Origin of the sequence: Pseudomonas sp., assembly GCF_028293835.1 — a bacterium.
Classification (GTDB): domain Bacteria; phylum Pseudomonadota; class Gammaproteobacteria; order Pseudomonadales; family Pseudomonadaceae; genus Aquipseudomonas.
This window is the reverse complement of record NZ_JAQGNX010000057.1, coordinates 1-22,304: the sequence shown is the minus strand read 5'-3', so window position 1 is coordinate 22,304 and position 22,304 is coordinate 1. Positions and strand designations below refer to the sequence as shown.

Annotated in this window: 16 protein-coding genes; 5 read left to right on the top strand and 11 right to left on the bottom strand. The window is 56.3% G+C overall.

Going from position 1 to position 22,304, the window contains the following annotated elements; translation table 11 throughout:
- The 8 genes from JWR17_RS06600 to JWR17_RS06565 all read right to left on the bottom strand — a co-directional run.
- The coding region (locus tag JWR17_RS06600) for a hypothetical protein (protein WP_299829524.1) at window positions 1-982 on the bottom strand (982 nt) is incomplete at its 3' end.
- Between the two features lie 226 nt (window positions 983-1,208).
- Window positions 1,209-2,276, bottom strand: a complete 1,068-nt coding sequence (locus JWR17_RS06595; RefSeq protein ID WP_299829522.1) for a hypothetical protein — start codon at window positions 2,274-2,276, stop codon at window positions 1,209-1,211.
- Complete coding sequence (locus tag JWR17_RS06590) at window positions 2,273-5,989, bottom strand: hypothetical protein (protein ID WP_299829521.1); 3,717 nt, start codon at window positions 5,987-5,989, stop codon at window positions 2,273-2,275. Before JWR17_RS06590 ends, JWR17_RS06595 begins: the two co-directional genes overlap by 4 nt.
- A gap of 306 nt (window positions 5,990-6,295) precedes the next feature.
- Window positions 6,296-6,997: an ABC transporter ATP-binding protein gene (locus JWR17_RS06585; protein ID WP_299829519.1), complete on the bottom strand. Its 702-nt coding sequence runs from the start codon at window positions 6,995-6,997 to the stop codon at window positions 6,296-6,298.
- Window positions 6,998-7,765: a high-affinity branched-chain amino acid ABC transporter ATP-binding protein LivG gene (gene livG / locus JWR17_RS06580; protein ID WP_299829517.1), complete on the bottom strand. Its 768-nt coding sequence runs from the start codon at window positions 7,763-7,765 to the stop codon at window positions 6,998-7,000.
- Complete coding sequence (locus JWR17_RS06575) at window positions 7,762-9,030, bottom strand: high-affinity branched-chain amino acid ABC transporter permease LivM (RefSeq protein WP_299829515.1); 1,269 nt, start codon at window positions 9,028-9,030, stop codon at window positions 7,762-7,764. Before JWR17_RS06575 ends, livG begins: the two co-directional genes overlap by 4 nt.
- The gene (gene livH, locus JWR17_RS06570) at window positions 9,027-9,956 is read right to left on the bottom strand and encodes a high-affinity branched-chain amino acid ABC transporter permease LivH (RefSeq protein WP_299829513.1); all 930 of its coding nucleotides are present in this window, start codon (window positions 9,954-9,956) and stop codon (window positions 9,027-9,029) included. The genes JWR17_RS06575 and livH overlap by 4 nt, the downstream gene beginning before the upstream one ends.
- A gap of 225 nt (window positions 9,957-10,181) precedes the next feature.
- The gene (locus tag JWR17_RS06565; RefSeq protein ID WP_299829511.1) at window positions 10,182-11,309 is read right to left on the bottom strand and encodes a branched-chain amino acid ABC transporter substrate-binding protein; all 1,128 of its coding nucleotides are present in this window, start codon (window positions 11,307-11,309) and stop codon (window positions 10,182-10,184) included.
- 335 nt (window positions 11,310-11,644) lie between these two features.
- Between JWR17_RS06565 and JWR17_RS06560 the strand changes: the two genes are divergently transcribed.
- On the top strand, window positions 11,645-11,950 hold the full coding sequence (locus JWR17_RS06560) for a DUF2288 domain-containing protein (RefSeq protein ID WP_366944133.1): 306 nt from the start codon (window positions 11,645-11,647) through the stop codon (window positions 11,948-11,950).
- Window positions 11,951-12,069: 119 nt separating this feature from the next.
- Here JWR17_RS06560 and JWR17_RS06555 read toward each other — a convergent pair whose 3' ends face one another.
- Window positions 12,070-14,250, bottom strand: a complete 2,181-nt coding sequence (locus tag JWR17_RS06555) for a hypothetical protein (RefSeq protein WP_299829508.1) — start codon at window positions 14,248-14,250, stop codon at window positions 12,070-12,072.
- 475 nt (window positions 14,251-14,725) lie between these two features.
- On the opposite strand from JWR17_RS06555, the gene JWR17_RS06550 reads away from it, so the two are divergent.
- A complete protein-coding gene (locus JWR17_RS06550) occupies window positions 14,726-16,072 on the top strand; it encodes an MFS transporter (protein WP_299829506.1) in 1,347 nt (448 codons plus the stop codon).
- Between the two features lie 103 nt (window positions 16,073-16,175).
- Here JWR17_RS06550 and rapA read toward each other — a convergent pair whose 3' ends face one another.
- On the bottom strand, window positions 16,176-19,022 hold the full coding sequence (rapA, locus tag JWR17_RS06545) for an RNA polymerase-associated protein RapA (RefSeq protein ID WP_299829504.1): 2,847 nt from the start codon (window positions 19,020-19,022) through the stop codon (window positions 16,176-16,178).
- Between the two features lie 215 nt (window positions 19,023-19,237).
- Here rapA and JWR17_RS06540 point away from each other — a divergent pair, with 215 nt between their 5' ends.
- From JWR17_RS06540 to ccoM, 3 genes are all read left to right on the top strand, one after another.
- Window positions 19,238-19,573 carry an aspartate-semialdehyde dehydrogenase gene (locus JWR17_RS06540; RefSeq protein ID WP_299829501.1) on the top strand — a complete coding sequence of 112 codons (336 nt, stop codon included), beginning with the start codon at window positions 19,238-19,240 and terminating at the stop codon, window positions 19,571-19,573.
- Window positions 19,574-19,702: 129 nt separating this feature from the next.
- A complete protein-coding gene (locus tag JWR17_RS06535) occupies window positions 19,703-19,864 on the top strand; it encodes a hypothetical protein (protein ID WP_297831736.1) in 162 nt (53 codons plus the stop codon).
- Window positions 19,865-20,015: 151 nt separating this feature from the next.
- Window positions 20,016-20,126, top strand: a complete 111-nt coding sequence (ccoM, locus tag JWR17_RS06530; protein WP_299829499.1) for a cytochrome c oxidase subunit CcoM — start codon at window positions 20,016-20,018, stop codon at window positions 20,124-20,126.
- A gap of 277 nt (window positions 20,127-20,403) precedes the next feature.
- On the opposite strand, the gene JWR17_RS06525 is transcribed toward ccoM, so the two are convergent.
- The coding region (locus JWR17_RS06525) for a DUF2235 domain-containing protein (protein ID WP_299829498.1) at window positions 20,404-22,304 on the bottom strand (1,901 nt) is incomplete at its 5' end.

Sequence of the window (22,304 nt, the reverse complement as noted above, 5' to 3'; positions counted from 1 at the left end):
GGCAATGTTTGTAGTCTTGGTCGTTCATGTCGATCCACAGCCGTGGGTTGCGGTTGACCTTGCGGTCGAACGCGGCAGTGACCGGGTCCAGATGACGAAACTCTTCGTAGCGCGGCAAGTCCGGGAGTGGGCGGCTGGTGTCCATGTAGTTTTGAATAAAGTCCCACAGCGCGCACAACAACTCGCCTTCGCCGGGCGGCATGATCGGGCGGAAATTAATGACAATATCGCGGTACCGGTGAGCGAGGTACAACACGTTGACCGGCAAACCCTGACGGTCTGGGGTGGTTGAAATGTACGCATCAAACTCATAAAACGGTGCGGTGAGTTCGCCGATGGTGCCGTTTTTTTTGTATTCGCCGTTGTTCTTGTAATCGAACACCGTGACCAGACCGGTGCGACGATTGAGTTCCCAGATCGGACCACGGGAGGGTTTGACCCAGAGGCTTGGGAGGTAGCGGAGTACGAAGGCGCCGATTGCCCAGGCTATAAGCGGTGGTAGCAGAAATGCCCAAGCTGTCTCTTTTATTACCCCCAAGAGCGTTTCGAAGTAGGGGTAATACGGCTTCGATGCCATTACCATGGCGGAAAGTAAATAAATTGGAGTAAGGATAATAAATATCCACTTTCCAAATGTGTGCATATATATCCAGAAGTGCGAACGCTTGGACCACAGCGAAAACCTGAAGCGTTCATGGTCATGACGATCATGAAAATCTACATGCTCATATGGCGCGGGAACGTAGGTGCCAAGAGCCTTCTTCTCTTCACGCTCCTGATTCATTTCCTCCTGAAATCTCAAGGAGCTGGGCTTTCTCCTAGTCAGGATATCTTCCGGTGCAACCTCTTGGGTCTTACCCCAAGGAAGACGCATCTTGGCGAAACCACGGGTCCAGGGTCGCTCTGCCGACGGCTGCTGTTTGGGGATTCGATCAGAGCGATATGCCGTGGCGGCGTAATAAGAGGCTTGCTCGGTACTCATGAGTCGATAGTCGCTTTATGGGTGATTTGGACAGCCCGAAGTAATTGGTCGAGGGCTTGGACATTGGCCTTGGCATAGGCGGGTCTAAACTGAGTGATGAGTTCAACGGCCGCTTTGCAGGCGAGGCTGGCTACAGGATGAACTGGCGCCGGTTTCCGTGGTGTGGAAGTGGGCTTGCCAACGAAAGTGTCAGCGCGAGCAGCCCAGGCTTTCAAATCATGAACACTCAATTCACATACTCCACATACCGCGCCATCAAGTTCGGACGCTTGAACGTGTCAATCTCGGCGATGCGGGTTCGTAACACGCGCAGGCAATGTTTGTAGTCTTGGTCGTTCATGTCGATCCACAGCCGTGGGTTGCGGTTGACCTTGCGGTCGAACGCGGCAGTGACCGGGTCCAGATGACGAAACTCTTCGTAGCGCGGCAGGTCCGGGAGTGGGCGGCTGGTGTCCATGTAGTTTTGAATAAAGTCCCACAGCGCGCACAACAACTCGCCTTCGCCGGGCGGCATGATCGGGCGGAAGTTGATGACAATATCGCGGTACCGGTGAGCGAGGTACAACACGTTGACCGGCAAACCCTGACGGTCTGGGGTGGTTGAAATGTAGGCGTCAAACTCATAAAACGGTGCGGTGAGTTCGCCGATGGTGCCGTTTTTTTTGTATTCGCCATTATTCTTGTAATCGAACACCGTGACCAGGCCGGTGCGGCGGTTAAGTTCCCAGATCGGGCCACGGGAGGGTTTGACCCAGAGGCTTGGGAGGTAGCGGAGTACGAAGGCGCCGATTGCCCAGGCAAGCAAAGGGGTGCCTACAAACCACCAAGATGTAGTAGAGAATATATCCTTTGCCAAGTCGGTCCAAGGCAAACCCAATGCAAAACCCATGACTACGTAAGCAAAGAGGTTAATCAATGCTCCGAATATAAAAAACCACTTTCCAAACATGTGCATATATATCCAGAAGTGTGAACGTTTGGACCACAGCGAAAATCTGAAACGCTCATGATCATGACGATTATGGAAATCAACATGTTCATATGGCGCGGGAACGTAAGTGCCAAGAGCCTTCTTCGCTTCGCGCTCCTGATTCATTTCCTCTTGAAATCTTAAGGAGCTGGGCTTTCTCCTGGTCAGGATATCTTCCGGTGCAACCTCTTGGGTCTTACCCCAAGGAAGACGCATCTTGGCGAATCCACGGGTCCAGGGTCGCTCTGCCGACGGCTGCTGTTTGGGGATTCGATCAGAGCGATATGCCGTGGCGGCGTAATAAGAGCCTTGCTCGGTACTCATGGGCGGACAGGCGCTTTATGAGTGGTTTCGTCAGCCCAGAATAATTGATCGAGGGCTTGGAAATTAGCATTGGCATAGGCCGGTCCAAAGGTTATTGGGTCTTTTGGTGGCGGCGCAGGGAATATCCACTGAGTGTCCCCCTCGTTCATCGTTACTTGAGCGCGGACCAGGTATCGGTAACGAAAGGCCTGGACCCCGAGATGACGGGCTCGCTCAACCTCCGGTCTGGTGCAGGCTTTGAAAAACATCTCCATTGTATTGGCTTTCTTTCGATAGGCGTTCGGAGCCAGTACTGGCTTCAGCTCCTTCAGTTCGGAGTTAACGCCGCTCCAGATGTCATAGAGCGCCCAGTTTTTTTCCTGGACCACTTTGACATGAATACCGCTCACGCCCAGATCGTTCATTAAACCGGGAACATTGCTCTCAATGCGTATAAGCGTCTCTGATTGGCGCACATCAAACGGCGTCGTTTCCCAAGTGTCCATCCTGGCATTGAATTCGTATTCAGGATTAGCAGTGATCGCGATACGGATGTCGGCGAGCAGCCCAACTAAACGGTACAGTGCCTGCTTAGGGTCTTGCAGATGCGCAACGGCGTTGTCGGGGTCAGCAAACGGCCCCAAGGACAGCCAGTCTTCGATAGGTTTTTTGCTCAGCCAAACGGTGGCGGCTATGCCCGCACCCAGCGATATCAATACGGCCCAGCCCACCGGGGTGAGTCCCAAAAAGGTCGCACCACCGCTGACCATGAGTGTGCCAAACGCCCCCACGATGCCGCTGGCCGCCATGAGCAGATATCCCCACATGACGTTATCGCCTACTTGATACGCGTCCCATGCATCTGAAAGATTAATAGCAGCGAAGATCAAGCCAGCGGCGATTTGGGCAACTGCACGAGCTGAGAGTTCTTTCACGAAGTATTCGCTCATGGAGCCCAGCGCACGCTTGGCAAACGCTTCGGATATGACAAAGATGGGCTTTCGACCTGCGGCCCAAACGGATTGGCTACCTGCAACTTTCATGGTCAAAAATTCCAGAGCGAGTACTAAGTCGACTCCCGCTCCAGCCAACCCTCCCATTGCCCTCATTGGGCCTTTTTCTCTTTCAGTGGCAAGCCTTCCCGCTATTTCATTCCTCACATTCCACATCTCCAACATCACCACCGCCCCCGCAAACGGCACCGAATTTAACGCTCGATACACGTGTCCTTTCTTCAGCGATTCACTTGCCCCAACAGCATTTTCCAACGCACTGGTCTTAACCTTCGTCGCCGCATTCTGCTCAGCCAAATCCTGCTGCCACGCGGCATTGATCTGTTTGTTTGCAAGTGAGATGGTTTGTGCCGTCCGATGCCCACGGGGCATTGCGACGACTTTGCTGTCAGCCGATATTTCAAGCTGGGCTTGATACGTTGGCGACGGTCCTATGCTATGGCCCGATGCGCCGCGGTGTTCGCCTTGAAGGTTATGAACCTGCGTGGATTTTGTCGGCAAGTCGCTGAGGCCAAAGACGTAGTAGTCCTTGGTCAGCGCATCTGCATGGGAGACCAAAACCGCGTCGCCGAAGGCCGACGGGACCGTAGCGCGCATTTGCGCCAGTGCTCTGCGTTGCAGGGCCTGGTTCAAAACGCTGGTTTTGCGCTCAGCCATGGGGATTTGAATATTGTTCGCCGCCTGTATTGCACGTTCCGCGGCCTCCACGGCGCCATGCAGGTTTTCAAACACGTTGACCAAGCTGTTTGCGACGCCTTTGAGCAGGGTGGTCAGGCCAGTATTGAGGCTTCCACTGGTTAATAAAGCGGAGAGTAACTGCGCATCAAGAGAGATCAGTCGGGCTTCATGGGGGATTGGCTTTTCACCCGTCTGTGCCAGCTCAGCGCCGCGAAAGCTACCGTCTCCGAGATTGGCTTCGACTACTGGCGGCTGTATATATGGCGTATCGAGGTCATGCACTGCCAGATCCGGCCACAGCATGAGATGCAGCATGTGTTGTTCGCCATTGGCAATCTCACTGATCAATCGTTGTCCGACGCTGCATTTAGGGTGGTACGAACTGACCCCGGCCACTGCATCACCAATTTCACCGTTGACCGCCAGCGGGTCCATTTGTGCTGGCAAGATCGCCAGGCTGGTAAATAGCTGACTGACCGCATGCAGTGCGGCGGCATATTCGAAGCCGTCCAGAGCGAGGTGGTCAGCCAGCGTGTGTTGAGACGTGGGGGCTTTCAGCCAGTCGGCGAGCAGCGACTGGGTCATGTCCAGCGCGTTCCAGAGTTGCAGGCGCTCGCTGCTGGCGGTGAAGCGGTTGAGGTCGAGCCGGCCTTGCAGCTTAAGAACATCAAGCTTTCGATGCATCGGGTTCGGGCCGCCGCTGATCTCCCGTGGAACGACCAATTGCTGCACTAGCAAGGCGCTGGCGTGATGGGCGTAGCGGCTGGCGCGGGCGGCGCACAGTTGCAAAAGATGTCGCTGGTCATCCAGGCGGGTACGCAAGTGACGCTGGCGGTAATACGGGTCCTCTAACAGCACGCCGTACAGTTCACGTTTGCGGGCAGAGTGCAGGGCATCTGGCAGGGCCGGTTGCTCTGCCCATAGTTCATGGGCCAGCGGACTGGCGACGGTACACGCCAGCTCTAACCAGTGGGCCCACGCACCCGTTTCAACCCATGTTGGTTTGTACACTGCGTCCCCGCGTTCGCAGGTGGTGAAGTGTTGATGCGCCTTGCTCAACGCTAGCACCGGAAACTGGCCGCTCAAGTCACACAGATAGCGTGCCGGCTGGTCCAGCATCCACTCGAAGCCCGGCTGTCGTGCTCTCTGTGGGGCCACGATGCTCACCGGAAAGGCATGCTTTTTAAGATTGAGCCATGCCACCTGCGCTAAGCCCGCTTCGGATTGTCTGGCGGGCGCATGGACGTCGAAATCGCTGAACGCTTCCAGCATGGCCGTGCCGTCGGGTTTGTTCTTGAATACTTGCTTAAATTTGTTTAGAGAACTGCGCAGATCCGGGCTTTGGCAGCGCTGCGCGCGTAACTCGGAATCCTGTTCCAGACGATGCAAGCGCGGGGCATTGAGTTGCACTTCGCTAAAACACAACTGCGGCGAAATTTGTCCGTTGTTCCAGTTGGACGGCAGCCAGATGTCTTCCAGCGCTTGCCCGGTAGCCAGTCGCGGGTGCGGCTCGATTACGTCGCCCATGCGGTATTGGTTGAAGTCCACGTCGTGATAAGTGGTCCGCTCGTCATCAACCCGCACTTCCAACTCCCGCCAAACCCGTCCATCAAGAAATACATAGATAAACCCGCTACGGCACAGCACCGGCGTGCCTTTATCGTGGCTGCTGTTGACGCCGGGGAGTGCAACAAACGGCACGATTGGGACGATCTGATTCCACTGACCATCGAACTCTCGAGTAGTAATCGAGACGGGGGGCAGCGGTACGCGGATCGGTGGGCCTTCGACGCTGGCGATCTCTATCCACAGACGGTGCTTGACGGTGTTGGACCAACTCCACACGTGTAAGGCGCTATTAACCAAAGAGTCACTGGTCAGGCTTTCGGGACGGTCCGAATCAGTCAGGGCATCCAGTCGTTTCAAACTGTCGTGTTCATAAAAAGCCAACCGCTGGGCGTCCGGGTGGCTTTTGCCGACGACCTGCACGATCAGCTTGTTGATTTCGCAGCAGGGCACCGTGCTTAGTTCGGGTAGCGCCATGTCAGGACTCCCGGCCGTTCGAAATCGATGTTTGAAGCTGCTGACCGAGGGGTGAGCGACGATCTTCAACGCTTTGGATGCTCAGCGTGAAGGTCGGAATATTGGCCTGATGCATGGGCAGGATCTCCACATCGAAAAGATGCGGCGACTCTGCCGGACTGGGCTTTTAAGGGATATCGGTGGGAGCCAACGTGAGATGTAGGACGCTTCCTGTGATTGCGAAGAAGCGTCCTACAAAAAGCTTCACCACAACAAAACCACAAAAAAAACGGCCCGCAGGCCGTTTCTTGTCACGCTACAAACACATCAACCACCCAAATAAGCATCCCGCACTTTCGGGTCAACCAGCAGTTCTTCGCCGGTGCCTTGCATCACCACCCGACCGTTTTCCAGTACGTACGCACGGTCAGCGATTTTCAGGGCCTGGTTGGCGTTTTGTTCCACCAGGAACACCGTCACACCGTCGCGGCGCAGTTGTTCGACGATCTCGAAAATCTGCTGAATGATGATTGGTGCCAAGCCCAGCGACGGCTCGTCCAACAGCAGTAGTTTGGGTTTGCTCATCAATGCGCGGCCAATGGCGAGCATTTGCTGCTCGCCGCCCGACATGGTGCCGCCGCGCTGATTGAAACGCTCCTTGAGCCGAGGGAACAGCTGCAAGACCTTGTCCATCTGCTCTTGATAGTCGCCCTTTTCGGTGAAGAACCCGCCCATGGCCAAATTCTCTTCCACGGTCAAGCGGGCAAACACGCGACGGCCTTCCGGCACCACCGCAATGCTTTTGCGCATGATCTGCGAGGAGTCCAGTCCGACCAACTCCTCGCCCATGTAGCGAATGCTGCCACTGTGGGCGCGCGGCGAACCGCACAGGGTCATCAGCAAGGTGGATTTGCCCGCCCCGTTGGCACCGATCAGGGTGACGATTTCGCCTTGGCGAATATCGACGTTGACCGAGTGCAGCGCCTGGATCTTGCCGTAGAAGGTGGAAACGTTTTCGAATTGCAGCATTTACGCTTCCCCCAGGTAGGCTTTGATCACTTCAGGATTGTCGCGGATTTGCGCCGGCGTACCGTCGGCCAGTGGCGTGCCCTGGTTGATCACGACGATGTGGTCGGAAATGCTCATGACCAGTTTCATGTCGTGCTCGATCAGCAGCACCGTGGCGTTGTGTTCGTTGCGCAACACGCCAATCAACGCCTTGAGGTCTTCGGTTTCCCGGGGGTTAAGGCCGGCTGCCGGCTCGTCGAGCATCAAGATGCGCGGACGGGTCATCATGCAGCGAGCTATTTCCAGGCGGCGTTGCTGACCGTAGGCCAGGGTGCCAGCCTGGCGGTTGGCAAATTCCTTGAGATTGATCTGCTCCAGCCAATGCTCGGCGTAATCCATCGCCTCGCGCTCGCTTTTGCGAAACGCCGGAGTCTTGAACAGGCCTGACAGAAAGTTAGTGTTGAGGTGGCGGTGCTGGGCCACCAACAGATTCTCCACCGCGGTCATTTCCTTGAACAAGCGTACGTTCTGGAAGGTGCGCACTACGCCTTTACGGGCGATCTGGTGGCCCGCAAGGCCCTGAATCGCTTCGCCGTCCAGCAGGATAGTGCCCGCCGTAGGTTTGTAAAACCCGGTCAGGCAGTTGAAGACGGTGGTTTTACCGGCGCCGTTCGGCCCGATCATCGACACCACCTGTTTTTCGTTGACGGTCAGGCCCACGCCGTTGACCGCCAACAAGCCACCAAAGCGCATGCTCAGGCCGCTGACTTGCAGAAGCGGACGGCTCATGAATGCGGCTCCGCTTTCAGTTTCATTTCGGGACGTTGCATGGGCAGCAGACCTTGTGGACGCCAGATCATCATCAGCACCATCAAGGCGCCGAACATCAACATGCGGTACTCGCTGAATTCACGCATCAGCTCAGGCATCAGGATTAGCACCACGGCGGCGAGGATCACCCCCAGTTGCGAGCCCATGCCGCCCAGTACGACGATAGCGAGGATGATTGCCGACTCGATAAAGGTGAACGACTCGGGCGTCACCAGTCCTTGGCGGGCAGCGAAGAAGCTTCCGGCAAAACCGGCAAACGCGGCACCTAGAGTGAAGGCCGAGAGTTTGATAATCGTCGGATTCAAACCCAACGCGCGGCAGGCAATTTCGTCTTCACGCAGTGCTTCCCACGCACGGCCGATAGGCATGCGCAGCAAACGGTTGATAACGAACAGCGCCAACAACGCCAGCAGCAGCGCGACGAGGTACAGGAAAATCACCTTGTTTATCGAGTTGTAGGCGATGCCGAAGTACTCGTGGAAGGTTTGCATCCCCTCAGTCGCCGTGCGTTCGAAGGTCAGGCCGAACAGGCTAGGTTTTGGAATGTTGCTGATACCGTTAGGGCCGCCCGTGAGGTCGGTCATGTTGCGCAACAGCAGACGGATGATTTCACCGAAACCCAAGGTCACGATTGCCAGGTAATCCCCGCGCAAACGTAATACCGGGAAGCCCAGCAGAAAGCCGAACAACGCCGACATCAGGCCAGCGATCGGCAGGCATATCCAGAAGCCCAGCCCGTAGTAATGCGAAAGCATGGCGTAGCTGTAAGCGCCAACGGCGTAGAAACCGACGTAACCCAGGTCAAGCAGCCCGGCCAGGCCGACCACGATGTTCAGTCCGAGGCCGAGCATGACGTAGATCAGGATCAGGGTGGCGATGTCCACCGCGCCGCGCGAACCGAAGAACGGCCACACCAGGGCGATAATGACGATACCGAGCACGATCCAGCGCTGGGTGGAAGGCAGGGTCAGGAAACGGGTGGTCTGGGGAGAAACGCGCGGCATGTTCGGCGTTGCCTGCCAAACCGTGTTGATCTGGTCTTGAAACAGCACCCGCAGAAACATGGCGATGGCGCAGCCGAAGATCGCAATCAACATCGCATTGCTGGCGCCAATCACGGTCAGGTTGACCCCGACGATTTCCAGTTTCAAACCGAGAATGGGGTACGCGACGGCCAACACCAATAGGGCGCTGAACAGCGCCGACTTGAGATTCTTGCTCATACTTTTTCAACCTCCGGGCGGCCAAGCAGGCCGGTCGGCCGGAACAGCAACACCAGTACCAGCAGCGCGAAGGCCACCACGTCCTTGTATTGATCACCGAATACGTCGGCACCAAAGGCTTCGGCAACGCCCAGCACCAAACCGCCAAGCATGGCGCCAGGAATGCTGCCGATGCCGCCAAGTACCGCAGCGGTAAACGCCTTGATACCGACCAGGAAACCGGCGTTGGGGTTGATCACGCCATACTGCATGCTTAGCAATACCGCAGCGACCGCCGCCAGTGCGGCACCGATAACAAAGGTCAGGGCAATGATGTTGTTGGTGTTGATGCCAAGCAGGTTGGCCATCTTGATGTCTTCAGCGCAGGCCCGGCAGGCGCGGCCCAGGCGGGAGCGAGAGATGAACCAGGTTAGCGCGAGCATCGCGATCAGGGTCACGAGGAAAATCAGAATCTGCATGTACGAGATCACCACCTCATGACTGCTGGTGGTGCCGAACACAAAGTTTCCGGGAATCAGGTTGGGAATCGATTTGTCTTTGGAGTCTTGAGCGAGCAACACCGTGTTCTGCAGAAAGATCGACATACCAATGGCCGAGATCAACGGAATCAGCCGGTTGCTGCCGCGCAAAGGGCGATAAGCAACGCGCTCGATGGCGTAACCATAAGCACTGGTAACAACGATGCTGGCGACAAACGCGGCAGTGATAAGCAGCGGCAAGCTATCCAGCCCCATGGCGCTCAAACCGGCCAGGGCGATAAAGGCGACATATGAGCCGATCATGTACACCTCGCCATGGGCGAAGTTGATCATGCCGATGATGCCGTAAACCATGGTGTAGCCGATGGCGATCAAGGCATAGGTGCTGCCAACGGTCAGACCATTTATCAGCTGTTGGAAAAAGTGATAGAAATCTATCTCGGGCATTAAAGCGCTCCTAAAAACCTACTGAGTGTCCACTGGTGAAATCGTTAGCCGCTCGCGCGTCATGGTATTCGTCCACGTTTGACGTGAGCTCAGTGAGGCACTGGTGACGGTTTCAAGATTTTCAGGGGGGAAGAGTTGCTGTAGCGCAGGTCTCGACCCGTTTACCTCGTAAAACAAAGCCCACTGTGGATGCAGTGGGCTTTGGGTGAGTCACACGCGCGAAGCTTATTTCATCGGAGCTTCGGTTTTAGTGCCGTCTTTGTGCCAGGTGTAGACCACAAACTGGAAGTCTTTCAGGTCGCCTTTCGCGTCGTAGCTCAGGTCGCCGGTTGGCGTTTTGAACGTACCTGCGTGGATAGCGGCTGCTACTTTGGCGGTGTCTTCGCTTTTAGCGGTGGTGATGGCATCAGCGATCACTTCAACTGCAGCGTAAGCCGGGAACACGAACGGGCCGCTTGGGTCTTCTTTCTTGGCTGCGAACGCTGCAACCAGAGCCTTGTTCGAAGGATCCTGGTCGAACGATTTCGGCAGTGTTACCAACAGACCTTCGGAAGCGTCCTGAGCGATCTGCGAGATCGAAGCGTTGCCCACACCTTCTGGACCCATGAAGCCGGCTTTCAGGCCTTTTTCTTGAGCCTGACGCAGGATCAGACCCAGTTCCGGGTGGTAGCCGCCGTAGTAAACGAAGTCGACGTTGGCCTGTTTCAGTTTTGCGATCAGCGAAGAGAAGTCTTTGTCGCCAGCGTTGATGCCTTCGAATACGGCAACTTTTACGCCTTTGCCTTCGAGGGTTTTCTTCACCGCTGTAGCGATGCCTTCACCGTATTGCTGCTTGTCATGGATGACAGCAACCACTTTGGGTTTAACCACATCAGCGATGTAATTACCGGCTTTTGGACCCTGGGCGCTGTCCAGACCGATGGTCCGGAAAATCATCTTGTAACCACGGGCGGTGATTTCAGGGCTGGTGGCCGCTGGAGTCACCATCACGATACCTTCGTCTTCATAGATATCTGAAGCCGGTTGAGTCGAGCTGGAGCACAGGTGACCGACAACGAACTTCACGCCATCGTTGACGACTTTGTTGGCGACCGCTACCGCTTGTTTCGGATCACAGGCATCGTCGTATTCAACGGCTTCGAGTTGTTTGCCGTTGACGCCGCCTTTAGCGTTGATTTGCTCAATCGCCATTTTTGCGCCGCTGAACTGCATGTCGCCGTATTGAGCGACTGCGCCCGTTTTAGGGCCGGCAATACCGATCTTGATGGTGTCAGCTGCGAACGAATGGCTGGCAACCCCGGCCAGAACCAATGCAGCAAACAGCTTGGAAACCTGCTTAATACCCTTAGTCATGATGCTCCACTCTTGTGTTTTAATTTTTATAATCCTGGCGGCCGAGGCTGCAGGACCGAATTTGTGACCTCGGTCATTCCCCGGTAACTGTACCGGTACAGTGTAGAGCGCCGGTTTATCCCTTGAAAAGCGGGCTACTAGGGGCAAAACCGAGTGTGTCGCTTAATTGACAGAAAGATACAGAATCACACCGACTTCTCACACTTGCCTGCCGCACAAGTGGGTCCGTACCCCAAATGATTCCGAACCTCCCATGCAATCAATCACTTAAATCTGGGTTTGTCTGGAGAATTTGCGGCGCTATGATTGCGCCGATTTTCTCTTTGGTGAAACCCATGACGCAAGAACCTAGCACCCTCTATGCCAAACTGCTCGGCGAAACCGCCTCAATCACCTGGAATGAATTGCAACCATATTTTGCAAGAGGTGCCCTGTTGTGGGTCGAGGCGCCGCTGGATTTGGTCGAGGTCGCAGAGGCCGTGGCCGTTAACCAGGCGGACAAAGTCGCGGCGTGGCTTGCAGCTGGACAGGTCAGCAAGGTAGATGAATCAAGGGCATTGGATCTTTTGAAGCGTGATCCGTCGCTTTGGGCCGTGGTTGTAGCGCCCTGGGTACTGATTCAGGACAGGGCGCAGGTCTGATCTGTCGCCCTGAAAGGGTGCGGTAAGTCAGGCGGGTGGGTAGCCCGGTAACCGCCATCGAGGACGATGGCGAAGTGCCGTAGCGAAAAATCCCACCTCTTTCAAACCGTTTCTACACCTTAGTATGCGGTTTTGCCGGTGTGCTGGTTGAGCGAGATGACCTTGGTCTTGCCAATCCGGTGACGGTAAATTTCCCGCAGGTATTTGACAGCCTTCTTCACGCTGTCGCGGGAAATACGAATATCGTTGATCGAAACAAACTTGGATTTGTCGTCAATCAGTTCCCGGTATTTCTTCTCGTACATTGGCTTGATTGCATACCAGTTGGTATCGAGGATTTTTGCCGGGTTTTCATATTCGTTAAGCAGATCGTCAATACGGCCTTCATCGAAATGTTCGCTGACAATGAAGTCGAGGATGGCATTGTCCAACGTGTCGTCGAAACGGTATTCGGTGCGGGCAAAACAACGTTTGATGAAGGCCACGATCAGGGTCAGAAAGTCATCTGAGAGGCACGGGCTTTTCGCGATAAGGGTGGTCAACGACAGGTTGGCCGACGCACCGATGACCAACGCATAACGTTTCAGCGTGGTGTTAGGGAACAGGCTGTTCAGGTGGGTCTTGAGCCGGTTCAGGTCCATATAGGACAGCTTGTAGTCTTTGGGCAGCGAAACGATCGAGACCACTGACGAGCAGTTCTTGAAGAAGTGCAGGTCGTGCAGCGCCGCAGCGTCATAACCGGATGATTTGTACTGCTCCAACGCCGCGCGATAACGATTCGACTCAATCGGCAGCAAGCTGATGCCTTCGATGGCTTGGGTCATTTTGTTGAAATGCGGTAGATCGATGGAGCGGAAAAACAGGTCATCGATATTGAGCCGTGGTGGCTCTTTTTCGAATACTTTGAATTTGTCCGAACTCGGCGCCGGTTGTTCTGGCACGACTGATTCGGCATAAGCAATGGCCACTGGCCCAGCCAGACTCATAAACAGGTCATTGGCGTCCAGCCGAATGGTTTCACCGATGTCGATGCCGGCCCGACGGAAGTAGTTTTGATCGTAATCGGTGGTAACCGCTTGTGCAGTCAAGATGTTGAAGATTTGCTGCGAAATGTATTGGTTGGCGTGACGTTCCATGGCGTTGACGTCGATGTTGTCGATGTTGCCACCGTCATCGCTTTCCTTGGCGTAACGCATGATGTCGTTGGAGATCAACATCATTGCGTTCCAGGGCCGAATACGCCCCATTACGCTGGCTTCGCTGCTGTCTTCGTTTTCGAAGTTGTAAGAGAAATCCCATTCTTCGGCCAGATATTTACATAGAAGACGCCCGGCGTTGATGTGCAGCGCTTCGGACATCTCGCTGCGGTGGTCTGAAATGTTCGGCAGGATGCAGATGCCGCTGGTGAAGATCGGCTCGAACACGAACGAGCGGCCGCGCTTGCCGTCGTTCTCGCTCATGGGTTTGGTGTCGAACGTCTTGTTCATGTACGAGTATTGCTGTGCCAGACCGAACTCCGACGCCATGCCTGAACCGGTACCGCCGCCCGCACTGAAAATGTAGAAATACAAACGCGACTGGTTGGCCTTTATCCCGCACGAATCGATCAGGTACGAGTGAATCAGTTTCCAGTCGGTACTGGAGAAATTCTGAGGGTCCTTGTTCAGGATGATCTTGGCCAGGTACTGACCGAGAATGGGTGCGTTACCGGCACCACCGGCATGCACCTCGGAGAGGTCCATGATTTTCATTTTGCTGTAGTCGTTGATGAAACCGCCTTTCTCGCCCTTGCCAGAGAAGCGGATACGGCCAGCAATGTCTTTGTCCAGATCGCCGAGCATCACCAGTGGCTCTACCAGAAACACCGGTTTGGACGATTTGCTCTGCACCAGGCGCAGATTGTTACGAATCCAGCGGGTTGGGCTGTAGCCTTTTTCATCAGCCAGGCGGTCTTCGTTATTGAATTGATTCAAATAGAACTTGCGCGCGTTGTACACCAGTTCGGCAACGTCCAGCGCAATGTTCGAGCCACAGCGACCCAAGCCAATCAGGCACACCGATGGAAACTGTTGGTCACGACGCAGTTCTTCCTGGTAGTCGATATGAATCGAAGGCGGAAACACAATGTCACGTAGGCCGTCGAGGTTGTCGAGGATGCGATCGGTGTCGGTCTCGGTGAAGTACAGGTACTGGTGCGCCGGCATCGGCTGCTGACTGTAAGCGCTGCGGATGACGGGGGCGCCAGGAGCGGTAAACAGGATTTCTGGGACCGCGCTGGCCGGATCGTTTTTATGAGTCATCGTTCGCCATATACCTGGAGTGGATGGCTGCTCGACTAGTGTTATCGCGCCATCACGGAGTAAGAAATAACGACTTTACAGTGCGTCGTGGGCTTGAGCGATAGGGTTTAACCCTAGCAAACCCTAGGGGTTTTCCGTGCAAGCGTTCGCTTTGTCGGCCGCAAACTGGTGGTCTTTAATCGGATGAACGGTATTTTTGACGTCAAGGAAGGGATTGTCATCATTCGATGACTGGCAAGCTGCAACGGTGAGTCATTCGTGGACGGTCTGGATAGTTCGGCTACCGCTGATAGCAAATGGAGTTAACGCCTGTAAACCCTTGTCGATCACCCGTTATCAGCGTAACGAATGTTTACAGACAGATTTCCTGGCGAGTTCTAGATTGCACATTAAAGCCCGACTGAATCAGGCGCTTGCACGCAAGATTTGATTCGGGTGCGCAGGACACCGAATAACAATAAAAGAGACGGACCCCATGCAGAACTCGACCCAAGCGCAGAATGCCTGGCGCATCCTGTTCCTGTTGTTCCTGGCAAACCTGTTCAACTTCTACGACCGCACCATTCCGGCCATCATCATTGAACCGTTGCGTTTGGAGTGGCACCTGAGTGACTTCCAGATCGGGATCATCGGCACCGCATTCACACTCGTCTATGCCATTGCAGGGCTGCCCCTGGGCCGCTTGGCCGATACCGGCTCGCGCCGTAAGTTAATGGGCTGGGGCCTGGCGACCTGGAGTGGCCTGACAGCAGTCAATGGCTTGGTCGGCAGCTTTTGGGGCTTTCTGTTGGTGCGTATGGGTATCGGTATCGGTGAGGCCAGTTATGCCCCGGCCGCGAACTCATTGATCGGCGATCTGTTTCCTGCTCACCGGCGCGCGCGGGCCATGGGCGTTTTCATGCTGGGTCTGCCATTGGGGCTGTTGCTGGCGTTTTTCACCACCGGGGCGATGGTCAAGGCATTCGATTCATGGCGCGCACCGTTCTTTATCGCAGCGGTTCCAGGGTTATTGCTGGCGATCTTTATGTTTTTCATCCGCGAGCCCAAGCGCGGCGCGGCTGAAAGTGTGCGTATTTCCCAGGAGAAGATCCACAAGCCGATTCGCCGAGTGTTGGCGATTCCAACGTTTGGTTGGCTGGTCTTGGCGGGGCTGAGTTTCAACTTCGCCACCTATGCCTGTAATTCGTTCATGGTGCCGATGCTGCAACGCTACTTTTTATTGCCGCTGCAACAGGCCGCCGTGGCGACGGGATTAATCGTCGGTGTGACGGGGCTAGTGGGTTTGACTGTCGGCGGCTGGATTGCCGATAAAGTCCACCAGCGTTATGCCAGCGGACGTTTGATATTCGCGGCGCTGAGTTTGGTCGTGTCGACGTTGACCACCGGCTACGCCTTGCATGCTGGACGCATCGAAATTAGCGTGTTTATAGCCGTCTTCAGCGTGGGTTGGTTGTTTTCCTACAACTTCTACACCTGCGTCTACACCGCGATCCAGGACGTGGTAGAGCCGCGCCTGCGTGCGACGGCCATGGCGGTGTTTTTTGCCGGGCTGTATTTGCTGGGGGGTGGTCTGGGGCCGGTGGTGGTTGGATTACTGTCCGACCACTTCTCCAAGGCAGCAATGGCTTCAGCGGGTGTCGAGCAGATGACCGAGGTGTTCAAGGCGGACGGGCTGCACGATGCGATGTTGCTGATTCCGGTAGCGTTGTTTCTGACCTTGTTATTTCTGCTTCAGGCATCTCGCAGTTTCGCGAGGGATGCGGCGCGGATGAAAGCGGGAATGGCGACGGATGAGCCAAAAATGCCGGCGGTTACAGCCTGACATCGGGAAAGAAATCACACATCTGTGGAGCTGACGGGTTGGCGAGGCGTTGACCTGACAACTGCGTCAAGCCTCTCGCCAACCAGTTGGCTCCTACAGATTTTTAACCCGCGACCAACACCCTAATCGCTTCCAGGCGCAACGCGGCTTTATCTAGCATGGCCAGGCCTTGTTCGCGCTGCTTGCGCAAGGCGATCAATTCGCTGTCACGTACGGTTGGGTTAACCGCTTGCAACGCCGTCAAACGCGCCAGTTCTTCTTCAGTATCAGCTGCCAGACGACGTTGTGCTTCAGCCACGCGCTCTGCGTGTTTCGGTGCAATCCGTGCCTCCCCGGCATTGATCTGCGGGTTCAGCACATCCCGTTGTGCCTGAATGAACTTATTGGCGCTGGCACGCGGTACGCTTTCCAGCTGTTCGTTCAGGGTCACAAACGAAACCCGCCCCGACAAATCGTTACCGTTAGCGTCCAACAGGCAGCGCAAGGCAGCGGGCGGAAGATAGCGGCCCAATTGCAACGAACGCGGCGCAACCACTTCGCTGACGTACAGCAGTTCAAGCAACACGGTGCCGGGTTTCAGCGCCTTGTTCTTGATCAGCGCCACGGCGGTGTTGCCCATGGAGCCGGCCAGCACCAGGTCCATGCCACCCTGGACCATCGGATGTTCCCAGGTGATGAACTGCATGTCTTCACGGGCGAGCGCTTGGTTGCGGTCGTAGGTGATGGTTACGCCTTCGTCATCGCCCAGGGGGAAGCTGGCGTCGAGCATTTTTTCGCTAGGGCGCAGAATCAATGCGTTTTCCGAGTGATCTTCGCTGTCGATACCGAACGCATCGAACAGGGTTTCCATGTAGATCGGCAGTGCAAACTGATCATCTTGCTCATGAATCGCCTCGACCAGCGCTTCGCCTTCGCCCGCGCCGCCGGAATTCAGCTCCAGCAAACGGTCGCGACCGCTGTGCAGCTCACCTTCCAGGCGTACACGCTCTTCGCGAGCTTCATCCACCAACGCTTGCCACTCGCCGTCGTCGCCACTTTCCAACAACGGCAGCAGGCGCGGGCCGAAGCGATGTTGCAGGGCGTTGCCGGTTGGGCAGGTGTTCAGGAACGCGTTCAGCGCCTCGTGATACCACTGGAACAGGCGTTCCTGCGGGCTGGTTTCCAAATAGGGAACGTGCAGCTCAATGATGTGTTTCTGGCCGATCCGATCCAGACGACCGATCCGCTGTTCGAGCAAGTCCGGGTGCGCGGGCAGATCGAACAGCACCAAGTGGTGGGCAAACTGGAAGTTGCGGCCCTCACTGCCAATTTCCGAACAGATCAGCACCTGGGCGCCAAACTCTTCATCGGCGAAATAAGCTGCGGCGCGGTCACGTTCGAGGATGTTCATGCCTTCGTGAAACACCGTCGCGGGGATGCCGGAACGCACGCGCAGCGCGTCCTCCAGGTCCATGGCGGTTTCGGCATGGGCGCAGATCACCAGCACTTTGACGCGCTTGAGCATTTTAAGCGTGTCGATGAGCCAATCGACGCGCGGGTCGAAGCGCCACCAGCGTTGTTCTTCGGTCATGTCCGGCTGGGCCTGGAAGCTGACTTCCGGGTACAACTCGGCGTGTTCGCCGACCGGCAACTCCAGGTATTCAGCCGGGCAGGGCAGGGCATACGGGTGTAATTTGCGCTCCGGGAAACCTTGCACGGCGGCCCGGGTGTTACGGAACAGCACGCGGCCGGTGCCGTGGCGATCCAGCAACTCCCGAATCAGTCGCGCGCTGGCTTCGGTATCGCCGTCATTAACCGCAGCTAACAAGGCTTCGCCAGCATCGCCGAGGAAACCATGGATGGTTTTGTGCGCTTGGGGCGAAAGACGGCCCTTATCCAGCAACTCCTGAACGGCTTCGGCCACCGGGCGATAGTTCTCGCTCTCGGCACGGAACGCGTGCAGGTCATGGAAACGATTTGGGTCAAGCAGGCGCAGACGGGCGAAGTGGCTGTCCTGGCCCAATTGCTCAGGTGTCGCGGTCAGCAGCAGCACGCCGGGAATTACTTCGGCCAGTTGTTCAACCAGCGAGTATTCCGGGCTGGCTTGCTCTTCGTGCCATACCAAATGGTGTGCTTCGTCCACCACCAACAGATCCCAGCCCGCAGCAAACAGCGCGTCTTGAGCCTTTTCGTCTTCGACCAGCCATTCCAGCGCTACCAGCGCCAGTTGGGTGTCTTCGAATGGGTTGCTGGCATCGCTTTCGATAAAACGCTCGGCGTCGAACAGTGCCACTTGCAGGTTGAAACGGCGACGCATCTCCACCAGCCATTGATGCTGAAGGTTTTCCGGCACCAGAATCAACACCCGATTGGCCCGACCGGAAAGCAACTGACGGTGGATCACCAGACCGGCTTCAATGGTTTTGCCCAAGCCTACTTCATCGGCCAGCAAAACCCGGGGTGCGATGCGGTCGGCGACCTCCCGGGCGATATGCAGCTGGTGCGCGATGGGTTGCGCGCGAACGCCGCCCAGGCCCCACAACGAGGACTGCAACTGGCGGCTGGTATGTTCCAGCGTGTGGTAGCGCAGGGAGAACCACGGCAGCGGGTCGATTTGCCCGGCAAACAGGCGATCGGTGGCCAGGCGGAACTGAATAAAGTTCGACAGCTGGGTTTCCGGCAGGGTGACCGCTTCGTTTTGCGCGTTGAGACCGTGGTAGACCAGCAAGCCGTCGACATCGTCGACTTCGCGGACGGTCATCTTCCAGTTTTCAAAGTGGGTGATGGTGTCGCCCGGCGAAAAGCGTACGCGAGTGAGCGGTGCGTTACGCAGCGCGTACTGGCGTGTATCGCCAGTGGCCGGATAGAGCACGGTCAACAAGCGGCCGTCCTGTGCCAGTACGGTGCCTAAACCCAGCTCGGCTTCGCTGTCACTAATCCAGCGTTGCCCCGGTTGATACTGCTGCGCCATGCTGCCTGACTCCCGCCGTGAAAAAGCCGACTATATTAACGGATCAAGGCACTCAAACCAAAGGGCACCGTCAAAACAGGCAGTATTCATTGGATAAGTGCCTTGAAATGGCCGCTCCAGGCACTTGCTGGCAAGAACATAGTCGAAACTTTCCCATCCAGGGGCTCAAGTCGACGAACCGGCAGCCGACAGCTTGCCAAAGGAGATCACATTTAATGCTGCCACCTATGCTTCCGCTTAGCGCGGTCCCCGTGACTTCGCAGCTCGATCCCGTCAAACAACGGCCGGACATTCCGCCTGTGGTCCCCGTGCAGCCGCCGTCCAACGAAAGCACGATTGACCTGCGCAACCGTGATCCGGAGCAGAGCACCCTGCTGCTGCGCGAAGAGCAACGGCGTCGGCAAGAAAAACGCCGCAACGGTGAGCCGGACGATCCCGAGGAGCATCTGGCAGAACCCGGTCACTTAGTGAATGCTGATAACACCGTGCCGGTTGTACCGTTGATTGACGATGAGCCGCGGCAGGGCCTGTGGGTCGATGTGGAAGTTTGATCTCTACAGAAACCGGGGCGTCCAGCCCTCTGCGAACATTTTGTCTCGCAACAACGCTGATCACCGCTGGTCACGGCCGTCATCACCAAGCATTATTGTCAGCACTCCCGTGTTCAAGACGTACAGGCCATGAGCGAAGACGATAAATTGATAGACTTGAGCGCCGAGCGCGCCAAGCGTACACACGACCTGAATGACAAGCGCTTGAATGAAGTCCGCCAGGCTTTCGAGCAAGCGTTGCCCATGGGCAAAGGCAAGAAAAAGCCCAAAGGCAAACCTAAAAAGCCTTGATGATGGCGTCATCCCTCCTTTTTTTGACGCAGATCAGCTAATCGCTGTCTGCCGCGCCTCGTCGTGGCCGCTATTGATCTGCGTCAACTTCCTGTTCCAACGCCCCGGTTAACCTTGCTCTATCGAACAGGGTTGGTCAGGAGTGGCGGTCATGTTTCTCGATAATGTGGTTATCGCAGGTGTGTTTACCGTCGGCCTGATGGTGTTGTTTTTTGCAGGCCTGGGACTCTTCATCTGGAAGGACTCACACAAACGCAAATAGAAAAGAGTCGTTTCGGTACACGAGCACGCAAGGCACTTTGGGCGACTTCGGTCGCCTTTTTTTCGTGTGCGGGTAGAGCGACGCCGGCATGCGCGAACCCCCTGAGGGACCGGGTTGACTTGGGGATGAGGCAATGCGGTCATGCTGATACACCGAACTGGCCGCTTCCCGAATAAAATCAGTCAGTCGCAGCCTTCGGCAACTCCTACTGGTTCTGTGTTTGCTGCGCGACAGCGCGGCGTCTGGACGACGGGCGACCTCCTACAGTTGATCCGTTTCAGCTACCCGCCACACCTTTGATCTGATCCAGCCAACCGGTTTTTTGTTCTGCGGGCAGGCTGTCGAACAGCTCTTTGGCCAGCTTCGCAACCTTGGCGGTTTCGTTGGCTTTAAGGATTGTTTTCAGCTCCGGCGTCGTCGCGGTCTCTTCGCTGAGGGCCGGTGGTGTCGGCAAGGCTTTCGCCAGTTTCAACACATTGCCAGTGTCTTTGCTGTAGGCGCGGATGGCGTCGAGGTTTTCGATCATCGGCAGGGCCATGCCGGTGAGGGTGTCGAAGGCGCTGACACTTGGCAGGCCCACCTTGCCGCGAAACGCCGGAATGCCCAGCGATGGAATAACCAAACCCACCAGATAACGTGGGTCATGACGCTTGATGCTCAAGCCGATGCTGGCAACGGCGACGGCCACACCCACCACTTGGCCAGCAGTCGCCAGCAGGGACAGTTGTTTGTTGGTCTCGTCGTCGAAGAAAATGCAGCGGTAGCGGAAGTAATCGGTGAACACTTCGCGCTCACCCAGTGCGTCGTTCATGAACCAGGCGCGGGAGTCGTGGACCTGCTCATCGAAAAAGTCGGTGAGTGTGCGGGCACGCTCGTCCAGTGGCTCGCCTTTCTTGGGATCGTATAACGCATAGTGGGCTTTGTTACCGGCGGTACGCATGCGGGCATATTCTTCAGCCTCGTCCTGCTCGTTGGTCATGTACACCAGGCCGCCGAATAATACATGGGCAATAGCCGCTTTACTGAGGGCGTCACCGGCCAGTGTCAGCGACCATTTAGCGGGGTCGTAGTCCCGTGCGAATTCGATCATCGCGCTTTCGAACTGGTGCTGATCGCGGGTCGGCTCGTAGCCTTTATGGGTATTGATCATCATGGGTCTAACCGCGCCAATTCGGCCTTCGTAGATCGCTTTGATGCTCAGGTTATTCTCGTACTCCTCCAGTTCCTTACCGGCCAACGGTGCCAGCGGCTGCCCTTCATACGCGGCCTTGCCCTCGGCCAGTTGTCGAGTGTGCAGCGCTGCAAACGCATCCCCCTCCACATCGGTCATGTCCTTGCCCTGGATATGCCGGTACGCGGAGGTTTTCCTGAAATGGAAGCTGGCATAACGATTGATTCGCCAGCCTGTCATCAGCTCGATTTCACCTTCCATGGCTTCTTTCAGGGGCCCGGTTTTGTGGGCGTCGAGCCAGGTGTTGAAGCGGTGGGTTAGGGTGTCGGAGACGGCGAGGGCATTTGCCGTCGTGTAAGACATTTCTAGCCAAGGCCATTTTTCTTTTTGCTCGGGACTGAGCGCAACCGAAGGTGCCTGCAATGGTGCCCCCGCTGCATAAGCTTCGGCATACATGTGCTGCAACGGTATTTGCGACAACACATCCTGAGGTCCGGCCAACGCCTTGCCCTGTTCACCCGGTGTATAACCGCCCCCGACATCGGAGTGCATGCCGGGGTACAGGTACTCGAACGTCCCGGCGCGGTAAGTGGAAGGGCAGTTCGGCTCGTCAGGGTTGGTTTTGCGCCGAATCGAGTCCAGCGGGAAACAGGCCCGTTGTTCATGGGCCGCGACCATGTGCACGCAACGTTCAAGAAACTTCTCCGACTCCGTCAAGCGCAGGGAGTCATCGGCCCATGCCATGTGCCCGGCTGCAAAGGGCGCTACATAGGCCGCGCCCACCGAGGCGACGGTATCGAACAAGCCCATGAAGGCGATGCAGATCGGTATCCCGGCAAACAAGTAACGGGTTTCGCCCTCGACCTCGACCTGGGTCAGTCTTTCCAGCCAGGTGGCAAAGGCCCGGGCCTCGGCAGCCCCTCGGGAAAAGCCATACACATACAGGCGCATGCCAATGATCCGGGGGATCGCACTGCGGGCGTGGAGGTTTTCAATCTTCTTTTGCA